This is a genomic window from Streptomyces sp. NPDC001617 (genome assembly GCF_053596855.1).
In genome coordinates, this window is record NZ_JBSFHA010000072.1 from 1 (window position 1) to 16,032 (window position 16,032).

Annotated in this window: 10 protein-coding genes; 2 read left to right on the forward strand and 8 right to left on the reverse strand. The window is 71.0% G+C overall.

The window, feature by feature from the left end:
- Nucleotides 1-114 precede the first annotated feature (114 nt).
- From serA to ACWC09_RS38565, 6 genes are all read right to left on the reverse strand, one after another.
- Entirely contained in the window at nt 115-1,704 is a 1,590-nt protein-coding gene (gene serA / locus ACWC09_RS38540; protein WP_450855702.1) for a phosphoglycerate dehydrogenase, read from the reverse strand.
- Nucleotides 1,705-1,934: 230 nt separating this feature from the next.
- Nucleotides 1,935-2,933 (reverse strand): ketol-acid reductoisomerase, encoded by a 999-nt coding sequence (gene ilvC / locus ACWC09_RS38545; protein WP_450855703.1) that lies wholly within the window; start codon nt 2,931-2,933, stop codon nt 1,935-1,937.
- Between the two features lie 115 nt (nt 2,934-3,048).
- Nucleotides 3,049-3,573 (reverse strand): acetolactate synthase small subunit, encoded by a 525-nt coding sequence (gene ilvN, locus ACWC09_RS38550; protein ID WP_356351598.1) that lies wholly within the window; start codon nt 3,571-3,573, stop codon nt 3,049-3,051.
- A 33-nt stretch (nt 3,574-3,606) separates the two neighbouring features.
- Nucleotides 3,607-5,451, reverse strand: coding sequence for an acetolactate synthase large subunit (locus ACWC09_RS38555; RefSeq protein ID WP_450855704.1), 1,845 nt, complete (start codon nt 5,449-5,451; stop codon nt 3,607-3,609).
- 243 nt (nt 5,452-5,694) lie between these two features.
- Nucleotides 5,695-8,730 (reverse strand): putative bifunctional diguanylate cyclase/phosphodiesterase, encoded by a 3,036-nt coding sequence (locus ACWC09_RS38560; RefSeq protein WP_450855705.1) that lies wholly within the window; start codon nt 8,728-8,730, stop codon nt 5,695-5,697.
- A 454-nt stretch (nt 8,731-9,184) separates the two neighbouring features.
- Nucleotides 9,185-10,135 carry a 2-hydroxyacid dehydrogenase gene (locus ACWC09_RS38565; protein ID WP_450855706.1) on the reverse strand — a complete coding sequence of 317 codons (951 nt, stop codon included), beginning with the start codon at nt 10,133-10,135 and terminating at the stop codon, nt 9,185-9,187.
- Between the two features lie 75 nt (nt 10,136-10,210).
- Here ACWC09_RS38565 and ACWC09_RS38570 point away from each other — a divergent pair, with 75 nt between their 5' ends.
- Nucleotides 10,211-11,209: an aldo/keto reductase gene (locus ACWC09_RS38570; protein WP_450855707.1), complete on the forward strand. Its 999-nt coding sequence runs from the start codon at nt 10,211-10,213 to the stop codon at nt 11,207-11,209.
- A gap of 179 nt (nt 11,210-11,388) precedes the next feature.
- Nucleotides 11,389-12,543, forward strand: coding sequence for a PQQ-dependent sugar dehydrogenase (locus tag ACWC09_RS38575; RefSeq protein ID WP_450855742.1), 1,155 nt, complete (start codon nt 11,389-11,391; stop codon nt 12,541-12,543).
- A 15-nt stretch (nt 12,544-12,558) separates the two neighbouring features.
- Here ACWC09_RS38575 and ACWC09_RS38580 read toward each other — a convergent pair whose 3' ends face one another.
- Together ACWC09_RS38580 and ACWC09_RS38585 are read right to left on the reverse strand one after the other, a co-directional pair.
- The gene (locus ACWC09_RS38580; RefSeq protein WP_450855708.1) at nt 12,559-12,801 is read right to left on the reverse strand and encodes a DUF6191 domain-containing protein; all 243 of its coding nucleotides are present in this window, start codon (nt 12,799-12,801) and stop codon (nt 12,559-12,561) included.
- Between the two features lie 25 nt (nt 12,802-12,826).
- The gene (locus ACWC09_RS38585; protein ID WP_450855709.1) at nt 12,827-15,862 is read right to left on the reverse strand and encodes a helix-turn-helix transcriptional regulator; all 3,036 of its coding nucleotides are present in this window, start codon (nt 15,860-15,862) and stop codon (nt 12,827-12,829) included.
- Nucleotides 15,863-16,032: the final 170 nt, after the last annotated feature.

Sequence of the window (16,032 nt, forward strand, 5' to 3'; positions counted from 1 at the left end):
TGTCTCCCGCGTCCTCGGGGAAAATATCTTCGCCACGGCCGACGGGCGCAAGGGAACGGCCGTCCGGGTCATGGATGGTGACAACGCCGTCCAGGCCCCCAGACGACGGCAACCTCAGACCAGGTTCACGGAACGAGCCGACGTCGCGCCGATCTCCTCGGCCACCTCCGTCAGCACCGCCTGCGACACCGTGTCGTCCACCGTGAGAACCGCGAGCGCCTCGCCACCGGCGACCGCGCGCGACACCTGCATGCCGGCGATGTTGATCCCGGCCTCACCGAAGATACGGCCCACCGTGCCGACGACGCCCGGACGGTCCTCGTACTTGAGGACGACCATGTGGTCGGCCAGCGCGAGATCGACGTCGTACTCGCCCACCGCGACGATCTTCTGCAGGTGCTTGGGCCCGGCGAGCGTGCCGGAGACCGACACCTCCTCGCCGTTGCCCAGCGTGCCGCGCACCGTCACGACGTTACGGTGGTCGGTCGCCTCCGAGCTGGTCGTCAGCCGCACCTCGACGCCGCGCTCCTGGGCGAACAGCGGGGCGTTGACGTAGGAGACCGTCTCGGCGACGACGTCCTCGAAGACACCCTTGAGGGCGGACAGCTCCAGCACCTTCACGTCGTGCTGGGTGATCTCGCCGTACACCTCGACATCGAGGCGGACCGCGACCTCCCCGGCGAGCGCGGTGAAGATCCGGCCGAGGCGCTCGGCGAGCGGCAGACCCGGCTTGACGTCCTCGGCGATGACACCGCCCTGGACGTTGACGGCGTCGGGCACGAGCTCACCCGCGAGAGCCAGCCGCACCGAGCGGGCGACCGCGATACCCGCCTTCTCCTGCGCCTCGTCCGTCGAGGCGCCCAGGTGCGGAGTGGCCACCACCTGGTCGAACTCGAACAGCGGCGAGTCCGTGCACGGCTCCTTCGCGTACACGTCCAGACCGGCGCCCGCGACGCGCCCCTCCTTCAGCGCCGAGTACAGCGCCTCCTCGTCGACGATCCCGCCCCGCGCGGCGTTGACGATGCGCACGCTCGGCTTGACCTTGCGCAGTGCCTCGTCGCCGATGAGGCCGACGGTCTCGGGGGTCTTGGGCAGGTGGACGGTGATGAAGTCGGAGACCTCGAGCAGCTCGTCCAGCGACAGCACCTTGACGCCCATCTGCGCGGCGCGCGCGGGCTGGATGTACGGGTCGTAGGCGACGACCTTCATGCCGAACCCGGACATGCGCTGGGCGACCAGCGCACCGATCCGCCCGAGACCGACGACACCAAGGGTCTTCTCGGCGAGCTCGACGCCCGTGTACTTGCTGCGCTTCCACTCGCCGTTCTTCAGCGCGGCGTTGGCCTGCGGGATGTGGCGGGCGGTGGCGACGAGGAGACCGCAGGCCAGCTCGGCGGCGGTCACGATGTTCGAGGTGGGGGCGTTGACGACCATCACGCCGGCCTTGGTGGCGGCGGAGACGTCGACGTTGTCCAGGCCGACGCCGGCTCGTGCGACGACCTTCAGCTTGTTCGCCGCGGCGATGGCCTCGGCGTCGACCTTGGTGGCCGAGCGGATCAGGATGGCGTCGACATCGGCGATGGCCGGGAGCAGTTCGGCTCGGTCCGCTCCGTTGCAGTGCCGGATCTCGAAGTCGGGGCCAAGCGCGTCCACGGTCGCGGGCGACAGCTCTTCAGCGATGAGTACGACGGGTTTCGAGCTCACGTGAGTCCTCACAAGTCCAATGCGGACGGCCGTCCCGACGGCCGCTGGCGGTGGAGGGTACTGGCCGCGTGGAAGACGCACGACGCTGTGGGCCTGACGCGTATGTAATACGGCAGTGTAGTGGCGCGGCGAAGGTCGTCTTACGCCTCTGCGGAAGGATCACCCGTCCGTGATGCGACGGGCTGGACAACGGGGCCGGAGCGGTCCGCTCCGGCCCTGTCACCGGAGGCTCACGCCTCCTCGTCGACCCAGCTCATCAGCTTGCGCAGCTGCTTGCCGGTGGTCTCCAGCAGGTGCTCGGAGTCCGCGGTCTTGTACTCGTTGTACTTCTTCAGGCCGCCGTGGTACTCGGCCATCCACTCACGCGCGAAGGTGCCGTCCTGGATCTCGGCGAGGACCTTCTTCATCTCGGCCTTGGTGGCGTCCGTGATGATCCGCGGGCCGGTGACGTAGTCGCCCCACTCGGCGGTCTCGGAGACGGACCAGCGCATCTTCTCCAGGCCGCCCTCGTACATGAGGTCGACGATCAGCTTCAGCTCGTGGAGGCACTCGAAGTAGGCGATCTCCGGCTGGTAGCCCGCCTCGACCAGGGTCTCGAAGCCGGCCTTGACCAGGGCGGAGGTGCCACCACACAGGACGGCCTGCTCGCCGAAGAGGTCGGTCTCGGTCTCCTCGGTGAAGGTCGTCTTGATGACGCCGGCGCGGGTGCCGCCGATGCCCTTGGCGTACGACAGGGCCAGCGCGAAGCCGTTGCCGGTCGCGTCCTGCTCGACGGCCACGATGCAGGGAACGCCGCGGCCCTCCTCGTACTGACGACGGACGAGGTGACCCGGGCCCTTGGGGGCGACCATGCACACGTCGACGCCGGCCGGGGGCTTGATGAAGTCGAAGCGGATGTTCAGGCCGTGGCCGAAGAACAGCGCGTCGCCGTCGTTCAGGTTCGGGGCGATGGACTCCTCGTAGACCTGGGCCTGGATCGGGTCCGGGACGAGGATCATGATGACGTCGGCCTCGGCGGCGGCCTCGGCGGGCGTCACCACGCGCAGGCCCTGCTCCTCGGCCTTGGCCTTGGACTTGGAGCCCTCGTGCAGACCGACACGCACGTCGACACCCGAGTCACGGAGCGACAGCGCGTGGGCGTGGCCCTGGCTGCCGTAACCGATGACCGCGACCTTGCGGCCCTGGATGATGGACAGGTCGGCGTCGGCGTCGTAGAACAGCTCGGCCACTTTGGGTTCTCTCCTTGAGTGCAGGTTGTGCGTCCCACCGTATGACGGCGGGCGGAAGTGAAGTCTTCGGGTCTCGCGATACGGGCGGCCGACGACGACCGCCCGTATGACAGCGTCACGCAGATCGGTCGAGCGCGCGCAGCGAGCGGTCCGTGATGGAGCGGGCGCCGCGGCCGATGGCGATCGTGCCGGACTGGACGAGCTCCTTGATGCCGTAGGGCTCCAGCATCTTCAGCATGGCGGACAGCTTGTCGCTGCTGCCGGTGGCCTCGATGGTGACGGCCTCCGGGGAGACGTCGACGGTCTTGGCGCGGAACAGCTGGACGATCTCGACGATCTGGGAGCGCGTCTCGTTGTCGGCCTTCACCTTCACCAGAACGAGTTCACGCTGAACCGCCTGCGTGGGCTCCAACTCGACGATCTTCAGCACGTTGACGAGCTTGTTGAGCTGCTTCGTCACCTGCTCCAGCGGGAACTCCTCCACGCTGACGACGATCGTGATGCGGGAGATGTCGGGGTGCTCGGTGACACCGACGGCGAGCGAGTCGATGTTGAAGCCCCGGCGGGAGAAGAGGGCGGCGATCCGGGCCAGGATGCCCGGGGTGTTCTCCACCAGGACGGAGAGCGTGTGCTTGGACATGATCGGTTACGTCTCTCTCTGCGTCTGTCTCGCTCAGTCGTCTTCGTTGTCGCCGAAGTCGGGGCGGACGTCCCGGGCGGCCATGATCTCGTCGTTGGAGGTGCCGGCGGCGACCATCGGCCACACCATCGCGTCCTCGTGGACGATGAAGTCGACGACGACCGGGCGGTCGTTGATGGAGTTCGCCTCTTCGATGACCTTGTCGAGGTCGTCCGGGGACTCGCAGCGGATCGCGTAGCAGCCCATGGCCTCCGACAGCTTCACGAAGTCGGGGACGCGGGTACCGCGGGCGTCCGGGTTGACGTCGTCGGGCCCGGAGTGCAGCACGGTGTTGGAGTACCGCTGGTTGTAGAAGAGGGTCTGCCACTGGCGGACCATCCCGAGGGCGCCGTTGTTGATGACGGCGACCTTGATCGGGATGTTGTTCAGGGCGCAGGTGGTGAGTTCCTGGTTGGTCATCTGGAAGCAGCCGTCACCGTCGATCGCCCAGACCGTCTGGCCCGGGGCGCCGGCCTTGGCGCCCATCGCGGCCGGGACCGCGTAGCCCATGGTCCCCGCGCCGCCCGAGTTCAGCCAGGTGGCGGGCTTGTCGTAGGTGATGTAGTGCGCGGCCCACATCTGGTGCTGGCCGACACCGGCGGTGAAGATCGTGCCCGCGGGCGCGAGCTGCCCGATGCGCTCGATGACCTGCTGGGGCGAGAGCTGGCCGTTCTCCGGCTGCTCGTAGCCCAGCGGGTAGGTCTCGCGCCAGCGGTTGAGGTCCTTCCACCAGGCGCTGTAGTCGCCCTGGTGGCCCTCGCTGTGCTCCTTCTGCACTGCCTGGATCAGGTCGGCGATGACCTCGCGGGCGTCACCGACGATCGGCACGTCCGCGGCGCGGTTCTTGCCGATCTCCGCCGGGTCGACATCGGCGTGGACGATCTTGGCGTACGGGGCGAAGCTGTCCAGCTTGCCGGTGACGCGGTCGTCGAAGCGGGCTCCGAGGGCGACGATCAGGTCGGCCTTCTGCAGCGCGGTGACGGCGGTGACCGCACCGTGCATGCCCGGCATTCCCACGTGCTGCGGGTGGCTGTCGGGGAATGCGCCGAGCGCCATCAGGGTGGTGGTGACGGGCGCTCCGGTGAGCTCGGCGAGGACCTTGAGCTCGGCGGTGGCCTGCGCCTTGATGACGCCGCCGCCGACGTAGAGGACGGGCCGCTTGGCGGCCGTGATGAGCTTCGCGGCCTCGCGGATCTGCTTGGCGTGCGGCTTGGTCACCGGGCGGTAGCCGGGCAGGTCCATCACGGGCGGCCAGGAGAAGGTCGTCTGCGCCTGCAGCGCGTCCTTCGCGATGTCGACCAGGACCGGGCCCGGGCGGCCGGTGGAGGCGATGTGGAAGGCCTGCGCGATGACGCGCGGGATGTCCTCCGCCTTGGTGACCAGGAAGTTGTGCTTGGTGATCGGCATCGTGATGCCGACGATGTCCGCCTCCTGGAAGGCGTCCGTGCCGATCGCCTTGGACGCGACCTGGCCGGTGATCGCCACGAGCGGCACCGAGTCCATGTGCGCGTCCGCGATCGGCGTCACCAGGTTGGTGGCACCGGGGCCGGAGGTCGCCATGCAGACGCCGACCTTGCCGGTGGCCTGCGCGTAACCCGTGGCCGCGTGACCGGCGCCCTGCTCGTGCCGGACCAGGACGTGGCGCACCCGGGTCGAGTCCATCATCGGGTCGTACGCGGGAAGGATCGCACCGCCGGGAATGCCGAATACCGTGTCGGCCCCGACCTCCTCGAGCGAGCGGATGAGGGACTGCGCACCCGTGACGTGCTCGGGGGCGGACTGCTGTCCTCCGGATCGGGGCCGCGGCTGCGGATGAGCCCCGGTGGCCTGCTCGGTCATCGTCATTCTCTTCTCGATGCTGAGGGTTTTTGCGAGGTTTGTGCGGGGTTCTGTTGCCGTTCGGCAGGTGCCTGTGCAACAAAAAACCCCTCGTGCCATAAGGCAAGCGAGGGGAGCGCGCCGGGTGGGGTCGCTGGGAGTTCCGGGTCCGTCCGGACGTCACCAGCTTCAGCCGACGCGCTTTCCAAGTACGAGAATTCGGGTGCGCATGGCACTGACCCTCCCCCCGACGCGCACCACGTGTCAAGTGGGTGGGACGGGAGTCTCATTATGTGAGCGGAGGGCGGTTCCGCCTCCGAGAACGGCGGGCACACCACTTGTGTACACCGGTGAGCCGCCGCCCGCGAACGCGGGCTCGATCGGCCCGTGCGGCACCGGATAATGGCCGGATCCGAGCGCTCTGCGCAGCCGGTACTCGTCCAGCGGCCCGGAGAAGGCCATGCCCTGTCCGTGCGTGCAGCCCATCGCGCGCAGGGCGACCACCTGTTCCGGCAGGTCGACGCCGTCGGCCACGGACTGCAGCCCGAGGTCGGTGGCGATCCTGAGCAGCCCGCTGGTGATCTTGTGCAGCCGCGCGGACTCGACGACGCCATCGACCAGACCGCGGTCGAGTTTCAACACGTCGACGGGGAGTCTGCGCAGTGCCGTGATCGCCGCATGGCCGCTGCCGAAGCCGTCCAGGGCGATCCGGACGCCGAGGCGGTGCAGGGCGGACAGTCTCCGCTCCAGCTCGTCCAGGGAGACCTTGGGGTCGGTGTCGGACAGCTCGATCAGCAGGGCCCCGGAGGGCAGCCCGTGCCGGGTCAGCAGGGCCTCGATCGAGCCGAGCGGCATCGACCTGTCCAACAGGCGCCGGGCGCTCATCCGGACCGCCACGGGCACGGCGAGCCCCGTGGCGGTGCGCTCGGCGGCCTGCTCGACGGCCTCCTCCAGGATCCAGCGGCCCAGCTCCTGCGTCTTGTCGCTGTCCTCGGCGACCCGCAGGAACTCGGCCGGCGTGAACAGCACCCCCTGCGAGGAGCGCCACCGCGCCTGGGCCTCGACCGAGGTGATCCGGCCGCTCTCCAGGCAGACCACGGGCTGGTGCAGCAGGGCGAACTCGCCGTCGTGCAGTGCGGCACGCAGCCGCGTGGCCAGCTCCGCCTTCCGTACGACGTCCTGCTGCATCTGGGGTGCGTACAGCTCGACGCGGCCCTTGCCGCCCGCCTTGGCGCGGTACATGGCGAGGTCGGCGTTGCGCAGCAACTCGCCCGCCCCGAGGCCTGGTTCGGCGAAGGCGACGCCGATGGAGGCGGCCACCCGGACATCGTTGCCGTCGATGAGGTACGGCTGCGAGAGCGTGATCCTGAGGCGGTCGGCGAGCTCCAGGATGTGACGTTCGCGCGCGGAGCGGTCACGGGTGCCGTCCCCCACGATCAGGGCCGCGAACTCGTCGCCGCCGAGCCGGGAGGCGGTGTCCCCCTGCCGGACCGCGTCCTGGAGTCTGCGGGCGGCCTGGACGAGCAGCTCGTCCCCGGCCTGGTGCCCGATCGTGTCGTTGACGGCCTTGAAGCCGTCGAGGTCGATGAAGAGGACGGCCGTCCCGCGCAGGGACACCCGGTCGGCGGCCCGGCGGCCGGACAGGGCCTGCTGGACGCGCTGGGTGAACAGGGCGCGGTTGGGCAGGTCGGTGAGCGGGTCGTGCTCGGCGTTGTGTTGCAGCTGCGCCTGCAGGCGCACCCTTTCGGTCACGTCCCGGCTGTTGAAGATGAGGCCGCCGTGGTGGCGGTTGACGGTGGACTCGACGTTGAGCCAGCCTCCCCCACTCTCGGCTTCGCTCGAGCGGGAGGTGCCCGCACCGCCGGACCGGAAGCGGCACTCGATGCGGGTGGTGGGTTCGTCCTGGGGGCTGGCGGCGAGGAAGCGGCGCACCTCGTGCACCACGCAGCCCAGGTCCTCCGGGTGGATGAGATTGGCCAGTTCGGTGCCCACCAGCTCCTCGGCGGACCGTCCGTAGACCCCGGCGGCGGCCGGGGAGACGTACCGGAGGACACCGCTGGGCGCGGCGATCATGATGACGTCGCTGGAGCCCTGCACCAGGGAGCGGAAGTGGTTCTCCTTCTGCGCCAGTTCCTGGGTGAGGGTGATGTTGTCGAGCAGCATGATGCCCTGGCGCACCACGAGGGCGAGCACGACGGTGCCCCCGATGATGAGCACCACGTTGTCGACGCGGCGGCCGTTGAGGACGTTGTACAGGATCCCCAAGGTGCAGACGGCGGCGGCGAGATACGGCGTCAGCGCGGCCAGGGAGCCGGCGATGGGGCGGGCGGCCGGGTACCGGCTGTGATCACCTTCTTGCGGGGGTGCGGGGTGCGCAGGGGTGTCGTCCCGCCGGCCCGGGAGGTGTTCGCGGACCACGCGCGTGTGCCCGTCGTCCTCCCCGGACTGCTGCCCGCCCCGCGGCGCCGCCCAGGGGGCGTACGCGAGGAGCAGCGAGCCGGCGAACCAGCCCGCGTCGAGCAGTTGGCCCGACTGGTAGCTGCTGTGCACCAGGGGCGAGTTGAACAGGGCGTCGCACATCACCGTCAGCGCGAGCGCGCCGATCGCTGTGTTGATCGCCGCGCGGTTGGCCGCCGAGCGCCTGAAGTGGAGCGCGAGCACCACGCTGACCAGCGCGATGTCCAGCAGCGGGTACGCCAGCAGCAGCGCGGTGCGGGCCACGCCCGGCCCGTCGGACTGGGCCGCCTTGGCGAGCGCGAGGCTCCAGGAGAGCGTGAGCAGGGAGCCGCCGATCAGCCAGGCGTCCAGGCCCAGACAGACCCAACCGGCCTTGGTCACCGGCCGCTTGGCGAGCACGAGCAGCCCTACGATGGCGGGCGGCGCGAACCCGACGAAGAACAGGTTGGCGTAGCTGACGGTGGGCACGCGCTCGTTCAGCACGACCTCGTACCACCCCCAGACCGCGTTGCCCAGGGCCGCCATCGCCGAGGAGAGGGCGAACAGCAGCCAGGCGGATCGAAAGCGCACGCAATGCGTGTACGCGTAGAGGAAACAGGACACGGCGGCCGCGGCCGCGGCCGCGCTCAGCCCGAAGTCGCCCATGATGTCGGCGAGTTCGACCGAACCCCAACCGAGCGCGGAACCGACGGCGTATCCCGCGCAGATCAGGGCCAGGACCAGTTGGTGGACCAGGCCGGCCCGGCCGCCGATGGACGGCGGACGGGGCAGCAGCGCCCCCCGCGAAGGCTGTGGTCGCAGCACTCCGTCGAGGGTGGTCGTGACAGGCGGCGGCGAAGTCACCGGGCCCTCCCGGTCCGCGCCGCTCCCGCGTCGTGCGGGTCCCGGTGCGCTGGGTGCGCATGCCCCCTGTGGCTGCTGTGCCTGCGGTGGTGGTGGCTGTGCCGGCAGCCGTGGCTGCCGTGGTGACCGCGTCTGCGCGTGGCCGAACGCCAGAGTCGCCGTCGTCGGCGGCTCCGCCGCGTCGGATCGCTCGTCCATAGGCCGTGCATCGCCCGTCGCCCCCCTCACAGTCTGGAATGTCCATCCCCGGCGCCGAATGGTGCGCGGCGCAGCCCCTGTCGGGACGATACACCAGTCTCGTCACTCAGGGACATAGTTCCTCTACGCTCCGTGACGACCAGCGGCGTTACGGGCACGCACCGCGTCCGAGAGGTTGCGGAGGGTGCCGGAAACGGACTGCACGCCTGTTGCGCCGGTCGCGCGGGTCGCGCGCGGGACGCTCAGGTCGTCGGGGTCACGCGCCTGTTGCGCCTGTCCTAAGGATCACGTTCCGCAGGGGCTCCTGGTTCACGAAACGTGTCAGCTGGCTTACCAGGAGTCGCTCCGCCCGGGGCCGGAAAGCGGATGTGGGGCCACCGACATGGGGGCTGATGAGCACGCCGGGCGCGCGCCACAAGGGGTGTTCGGCGGGCAGCGGCTCGGGGTCGGTCACGTCCAGGGCGGCGGTGATTCGGCCGTTCTCCAGCTCGGCGAGCAGCGCCTTGGTGTCGACGACGGGTCCGCGCGAGACGTTGACCAGGAGCGCGCCGTCCTTCATGCGGGCGAGGAAGTCGGCGCCGGCGAGACCGCGGGTGGTCTCGGTGAGGGGCGTGATGAGGACGACGACGTCGGCTTCGGGGAGCAGTTCGGGCAGGTCGGTGAGCGGGTGCACGGGCCCGCGCTCCGTAGTGCGCGCGGAGCGTGCGACCCGCGCCACCCGCGCGACCTCGAACGGAACGAGCCGGTCCTCGATCGCCGATCCGATCGCCCCGTAGCCCACGATGAGCACGTTCTTGTCGGCCAGCGCGGGCCGGAACCCGCTGAGCCACTCCCCGCGCTCCTGCCCCCGTACGAAGTCGGGAATCCCGCGCAGGGACGCGAGGATCAGCGTGAGCGCGAGCTCGGCGGTGCTCGCCTCGTGGACCCCGCGCGCGTTGCAGACCTGTACGCCGGGCCGCAGCCGCGGCAGCCCCGGCAGCAGGACGTCGATGCCCGCCGACAGTGTCTGCACGACCTCCACGGAGCTCAGCTCGGGCAGCGGTCGTACGACGACCTCGGTGGGCCGCATGTAGGGGACGACGTAGAAGACGCAGTCGGCCGGGTCGGCGGGGAAGTCCTCCTCGCCGTTCCAGAAGCGGTAGTTCGGGCCCTCGGGGAGGTCCTCGATCTCGGCCGGCGGAATCGGAAGCCACACGTCAGCAGTCATGACAGGAGGCTATGTCAGGCAGGTGAGGGCGCAGAGGTTAGGTTGGGGGCTCGGCAGAGGGAGGGTCACGGGCAGGTGGAGCGCAGGACGATCGGCGCGAGAGCACTCGCGGTGGGGGCCGTCGGCCTCGGGTGCATGCCGATGAGCTGGGCCTACAGTGGGTCGCGGCAGCGGGGCGACGAGTCGGTCAGGGCGGTGCACCGGGCGCTGGACGCGGGCGCGACCCTCCTGGACACGGCCGACATGTACGGCCCCTTCACCAACGAGCTGCTGGTGGGGCGGGTGTTGAAGGAGCGGCGCGAGGACGCCTTCGTGTCGACGAAGGTCGGCCTGCTGGTGGGCGAACAGCACGTCGTGGCCAACGGCCGCCCCGGCTATGTGAAGCGCGCCTGTGACGCGTCCCTGCGCCGCCTGCAGACGGACGTCATCGACCTCTACCAGCTGCACCGCGCCGACCCGGAGGTCCCGGTCGAGGAGACGTGGGGCGCGATGGCGGAGCTCGTCCAGGCCGGAAAGGTACGGGCGTTGGGCCTGTGCGCGATCGGCGCGCGCGGCGGCCGCCGCTCCGGAGGCCGTCTGCACGACGCGACGATCAAACAGCTCCAGCGGGTCCAGCAGGTGTTCCCGGTGAGCGCGGTGGAGGCCGAGCTGTCGGTCTGGTCCCCGGAGGCCCTGGAGTCGCTACTGCCGTGGTGCGAGGCCCGTGACGTCGGCTTCCTGGCCGCGATGCCGCTCGGCAACGGCTTCCTCACCGGCACCCTCACCCCCGGCGAGGGCTTCGAACCGGACGACGTCCGCGCCCGCCACCCCCGCTTCACCGCCGAGATGATGGCCGCCAACCAGCCGATCGTCTCCGGTCTGCGCCGCATCGCCTCCCGGCACGGCGCCGAGGTCACCCCGGCCCAGGTGGCCCTGGCCTGGATCCTGGCCCAGGGCCGGCACGTGGTCCCGGTCCCGGGCACCAAGCAGGAACGGTGGGCGGCGGAGAACGCGGCGGCGGCCGACCTCCGGCTGACGTCGCAGGATCTCGCCGAGGTGGCGGAGTTGCCGGGGGCGCAGGGATCGTGGGACTGAGGAACGGCGGTTCCGCGGCCGGACTCGCCGGCGCGGGACCGAGAGCGCGGAGGACGCCGCGACGCCGGGGATTCCGGGTCGACTGATCGGGAACCTGGAGGGCGCGAGCGGTGTATGAGAAGGAGAACCTGCCGTTGGACCGCCGCGCCGAAAGGACCAAGATCGTGCTACGACGAGCTGTGCCGGCCGTACTGGCCGCGACCGCGCTCCTGCTCACGGCCGGCTGCTCCGGCGGCGGGAGTGGAGGTGCATCGTCGGGCGGCGGCAGTACGACACCGGGCTCGACGCCCGCGAGTTCGTCCCCGTCGCGACAAGCGGCCGAGCAGGCCCCGCCCGCCAAGGGCTCGGTCAAGGTGCTGCGCACGGTCACCACGGGCCTGACCACACCCTGGGGTCTGGCCCCGCTCCCCGACGACAGCGCCCTCCTCGTCGCCTCCCGCGACGAGGGGACCATCACCGAGGTCGACGCGAGGACGGGCAAGAAAACCGAGCTGGGCAAGGTGTCCGGCGTCTCCCCGGCCGGCGAGGGCGGCCTCCTCGGCATCGCCCTCTCCCGGGACTACGCCTCGGACCACATGATCTACGCGTACTTCACCTCGGCCTCGGACAACCGCATCGTGCGGATGCTGTACGACGCCGAGAAGCCGGCGGGCGAGCAGCTGGGCGCACCGGACACGATCTTCAAGGGCATCCCCAAGGGCTATATCCACAACGGCGGCCGGATCGCCTTCGGCCCGGACGGGATGCTGTACGCGGGCACCGGCGAGAGCGGCAACCGCGGGCTGGCCCAGGACAAGAAGTCCCTGGGCGGCAAGATCCTCCGTCTGACCCCGGAGGGCGACCCGGCCCCGGGCAACCCGTTCCCCAACTCCCCCGTCTACACCTACGGCCACCGCAATGTGCAGGGCCTGGCCTGGGACTCCAAACAGCGCCTGTTCGCCTCGGAGTTCGGCCAGGACACCTGGGACGAGCTCAACGCGATCAAGCCGGGCGACGACTACGGCTGGCCGGACGCCGAGGGCAGGTCCTCCAACCCCAAGTACCACAACCCGATAGCCCAGTGGCACACCGACGACGCCTCCCCCAGCGGCATCGCCTATGCCGAGGGCTCGATATGGATGGCCTCGCTGAAGGGCCGGCGCCTGTGGCGCATACCCCTGAAGGGCACCGAGGCCTCGGCGGCCCCGCAGGCCTTCCTCACCGGCACGTACGGCCGCCTGCGCACGGTGGTCTCGGCGGGCGGCGACAAGCTGTGGCTGACGACCAGCAACACGGACGGCAGGGGCACGCCGAAGAGCGGGGACGACCGGATTCTGGAGCTGGAGGTGAAGTAGGGGCGACGGCGAACCCTACTGCTCCGGTTCCTCGGGCGTCTGGGGTTCTTCGGGCTCCCGGGCTTCCTCGGTTTCCCGGGATCCCTCCGGTTCCGGCGGCTTCGGCGGCCGGATGACGACCTGCCCGGACTCGAGGTCGATCGGTCCGCGTCCGGGGTCGTTGTCGCCGACGTCCTCGCGGGTCAGCTCCAGTCGCTTCTGCTCGTCGTGGGTGTGCTTGCGGCCGGGTGCGAACAGCTCCTCGAACGCGTTGAACACGGTGCCTGCCTCCCTGTTCGGTGCCTCACCTGGTCGAGTCGAGGGTGTCGGCCGGGAACAGCCCCAGCCGATGCGCCACCGCCGCCGCCTCTCCCCTTCCTGAGACGCCGAGCTTGGCCAGAATGTTCGACACATGGACGCTGGCGGTTTTCGGGGAGATGAAGAGCTCCTCGGCGATCTGGCGGTTGGTGCGGCCTGCGGCGACCAGGCGCAGGACGTCGCGTTCGCGGGTGGTGAGGCCGAGGGCCTCGACGGGGTCGGCGGAGCGCCGGTCCGGGACACGGTTCAGGATCAGGCGGGCGCGCTGGGCGAGCAGGGTCACGGCCTCGGCGAGCGGGCGGGCACCGAGCTGCGCGGCGACGGCGTGGGCGAGCCGCAGCAGCTCCGTGGCGCGGTCGCGCTCGTCGTCCCCGCCGGCTCCCAGGAGGGCCTCGGCGAGGCGGTGGCGGACGCGGGCGAGGTCGTAGGGGCGGTCCAGGCACTCGAAGGCGGTGACCACATCCGACCAGATGTCGGCGGTGTCCCTGCCCTCGGCGCGGGCGAGCTCGGCGCGGACCCACTTCTCGTGGGCGAGCCAGACGGGGACGCCGGTGGTGGTCTGCTTGGCGGCGTCCAGGAGCCGTTCGAGAACGGCGGTGCGGCCCTGGCCGGCGGTGGGCAGGGCGCGGGCGTCGGCCTCGGCGGTGGCGGCGGCGAGGAGCAGGGGCCAGCCGTAGCGCTGGGTGCCGGGCGACATGTCGGTGTCCAGGACGCGGGCGAGTTCGGTGCGGGCGTCGAGGAGGCGGCCCTCGCCGGCCGCGACGCCGATCTCGATATGGGAGAGGAGGAGGGTCTCTTGGGGCATGGGGTCGTGGGTGCCCAAGTGGCCACGGGCGGCGGCCAGTTGACGGGACGCCTCGGGCAGGTCGCCACGGCCGAGGGCGATGTGGGCCAGACACATGGCGCCACCGCCCCGGGGCTTGGCACCGTGGCTCACGCGCAGGGCGCTCGCGGCGGCGTCGGCGGCCTCGTCCCAGCGGCCCAGGGCGTACAGGCTCTCCGAGAGATTGGCGCACACCCAGGCCTCGGAGTCCCGCTGGCCGAACTTCCTGGCATAGGCGAGGCCTTCCTCCAGGAGGGGCACGGCCTCGCGGGTGCGGCCGACCGCGTCGAGTTCGGAGGGCAGATTGACGTAGGCACGGCCGGCGACGTAGGCGACGCCCTCCTCGATGGCCCGGTCCTTGACCTCCCGCATCTCGGCGAGGCCCGCATCGGTCGAGCCGGCGTCGACCATGAGGCCGCCGAGGGTGAGGCGGGCGTTGAGTTCGATCTCGCGGGCGCCGACCATGCGCGCGTACTCGACGGCGCGTTCGGCGGCCGAGAGGGCGTCGGGGCCGGGCTCGTGGAGCATGGACCAGCCGGCGACGGTGGTGAGGACCTCGGCGTGCACCTCGGAGGGCGGCAGGCCGCGGACCAGGTCCTGGGCTGTGGCGAGTTCCTTCCAGCCGTCGCCGCGGCCCTGTGCCTGCACGAGCCGGGAGCGCTGGACCCAGAACCAGGCGGCGCGCAACGGGTCGCCGTCGTCCTCCAGGAGGTGCAGCGCCCGCTTGGTGATCTTCAGGGCGCGTTCGCGCTCGCCGGACAGCCGCCCGGCGACGGCCGCCTCGGCCATCAGGTCGAGGTAGCGCAGGGGTGTGGTGGCCGGGTCGCAGCCGCAGGGAGGGTAGACCTCGGTGTAGTCGATGGGGCGCAGTTCGTCCCGTACGGCGTCCGGGGCCGTGTCCCACAGCTCCATCGCCCGCTCCAGGAGCCGCAGTTGCTCGCTGTAGGCGTGGCGGCAGCGGGCCTCGACGGAGGCGTCCAGGACGGCGGGGAGGGCTTTTGCCGGGTGGTGGGCGTGGTACCAGTAGCTGGCCAGGCGCATGACACGTTCGTCGGCGGGGACGAGCGTGGGGTCGGCCTCCAGGGCCTCGGCGTAGCGGCGGTTGAGGCGGGAGCGCTCGCCGGGGAGCAGGTCGTCGCTGACGGCCTCGCGGACCAGGGAGTGGCGGAAGCGGTAGCCGTCGCCTTCGGGGGTGGCGAGCAGGATGTTGGCGTTCACGGCGGCCCGCAGGGCCTCGATGAGGTCGTCCTCGGCGAGCCGGGCGACGGCGGCGAGCAGCCGGTACTCGACGGTGGAGCCCCCCTCGGCGACGATCCGGGCGACGCGCTGGGCGATCTCGGGCATCCCCTCGACGCGGACCAGGAGCAGGTCGCGGAGGGAGTCGGTGAGGCCGGAGAAGCAGCCGCGGCTGTCGCAGACGGCGAGTTCCTCGACGAAGAAGGCGTTGCCGTCGGAGCGTTCGAAGATGTCGTCGATCTGGGAGGGGTCGGGTTCGGTGGCGAGGATGCCGGCTATCTGGCGGCCGACCTCCTCGCGGTTGAAGCGGGCGAGCTCGACGCGGCGGACCGTGCGCAGGCGGTCGAGTTCGGCGAGGAGGGGGCGCAGCGGGTGGCGGCGGTGGATGTCGTCGGCGCGGTAGGTGGCGAGGACGACGAGGCGGCCGGAGCGCAGGGTGCGGAAGAGGTAGGCGAGGAGGTGGCGGGTGGAGGCGTCGGCCCAGTGGAGGTCCTCCAGGGCGACGACGACGGTGCGGTCGGCGGCGACGCGCTCCAGGACGCGGGCGGTGAGTTCGAAGAGGCGGGCCATGCCCTCCTCGTCGTGCCGGCCGCCTCCCGTGGCCTCGCCCAACTCGGGGAGCAGCCGGGCGAGTTCTTCCTCCTGTCCGGCCGCAGCGGCGGCGAGGTCCTCGGGCAGTTCGCGGCGCAGGGCGCGCAGGGCGGTGGAGAACGGGGCGAAGGGCAGGCCGTCGGCGCCGATCTCGACGCAGCCGCCGAGCGCGACGACGGCGCCCTGCCGACAGGCGGCCGTGGCGAACTCCTCGACGAGCCGCGTCTTGCCGACGCCGGCCTCACCGCCGATGAGCAACGCCTGCGGCTCGCCCGCGGCGGCACGGGCGAGCGCGTCGTTCAGCGTGTCCAACTCTTCGGCTCGACCGACGAACACGGGGCTGACGGACCTGGTCTCCACGGGGCCGAGCATCGCATGTGCCGCGGAGGTGAGGGCAGCGGTTTTCGGCGTGAGCGGTGTGGGGGTGACCGTCTTCTGGGGGCTGCCGCCCCCAGGCCCCCGCTTCGGCCCTGAAGGGGCCTCGTCCTCAAACGCAGGACGGGCCGAGTTGTCCGGACCGGCGTCGAGCGGTGCCGCCCCCA

Coding starts and splice junctions, on each gene's coding strand:
- ilvN (WP_356351598.1), bottom strand. CDS start 3,573: ATGTCCAAGCACACGCTCTCCGTCCTGGTGGAGAACACCCCGGGCATC.
- ACWC09_RS38555 (WP_450855704.1), bottom strand. CDS start 5,451: ATGACCGAGCAGGCCACCGGGGCTCATCCGCAGCCGCGGCCCCGATCC.
- ACWC09_RS38565 (WP_450855706.1), bottom strand. CDS start 10,135: ATGACTGCTGACGTGTGGCTTCCGATTCCGCCGGCCGAGATCGAGGAC.
- ACWC09_RS38585 (WP_450855709.1), bottom strand. CDS start 15,862: ATGCTCGGCCCCGTGGAGACCAGGTCCGTCAGCCCCGTGTTCGTCGGT.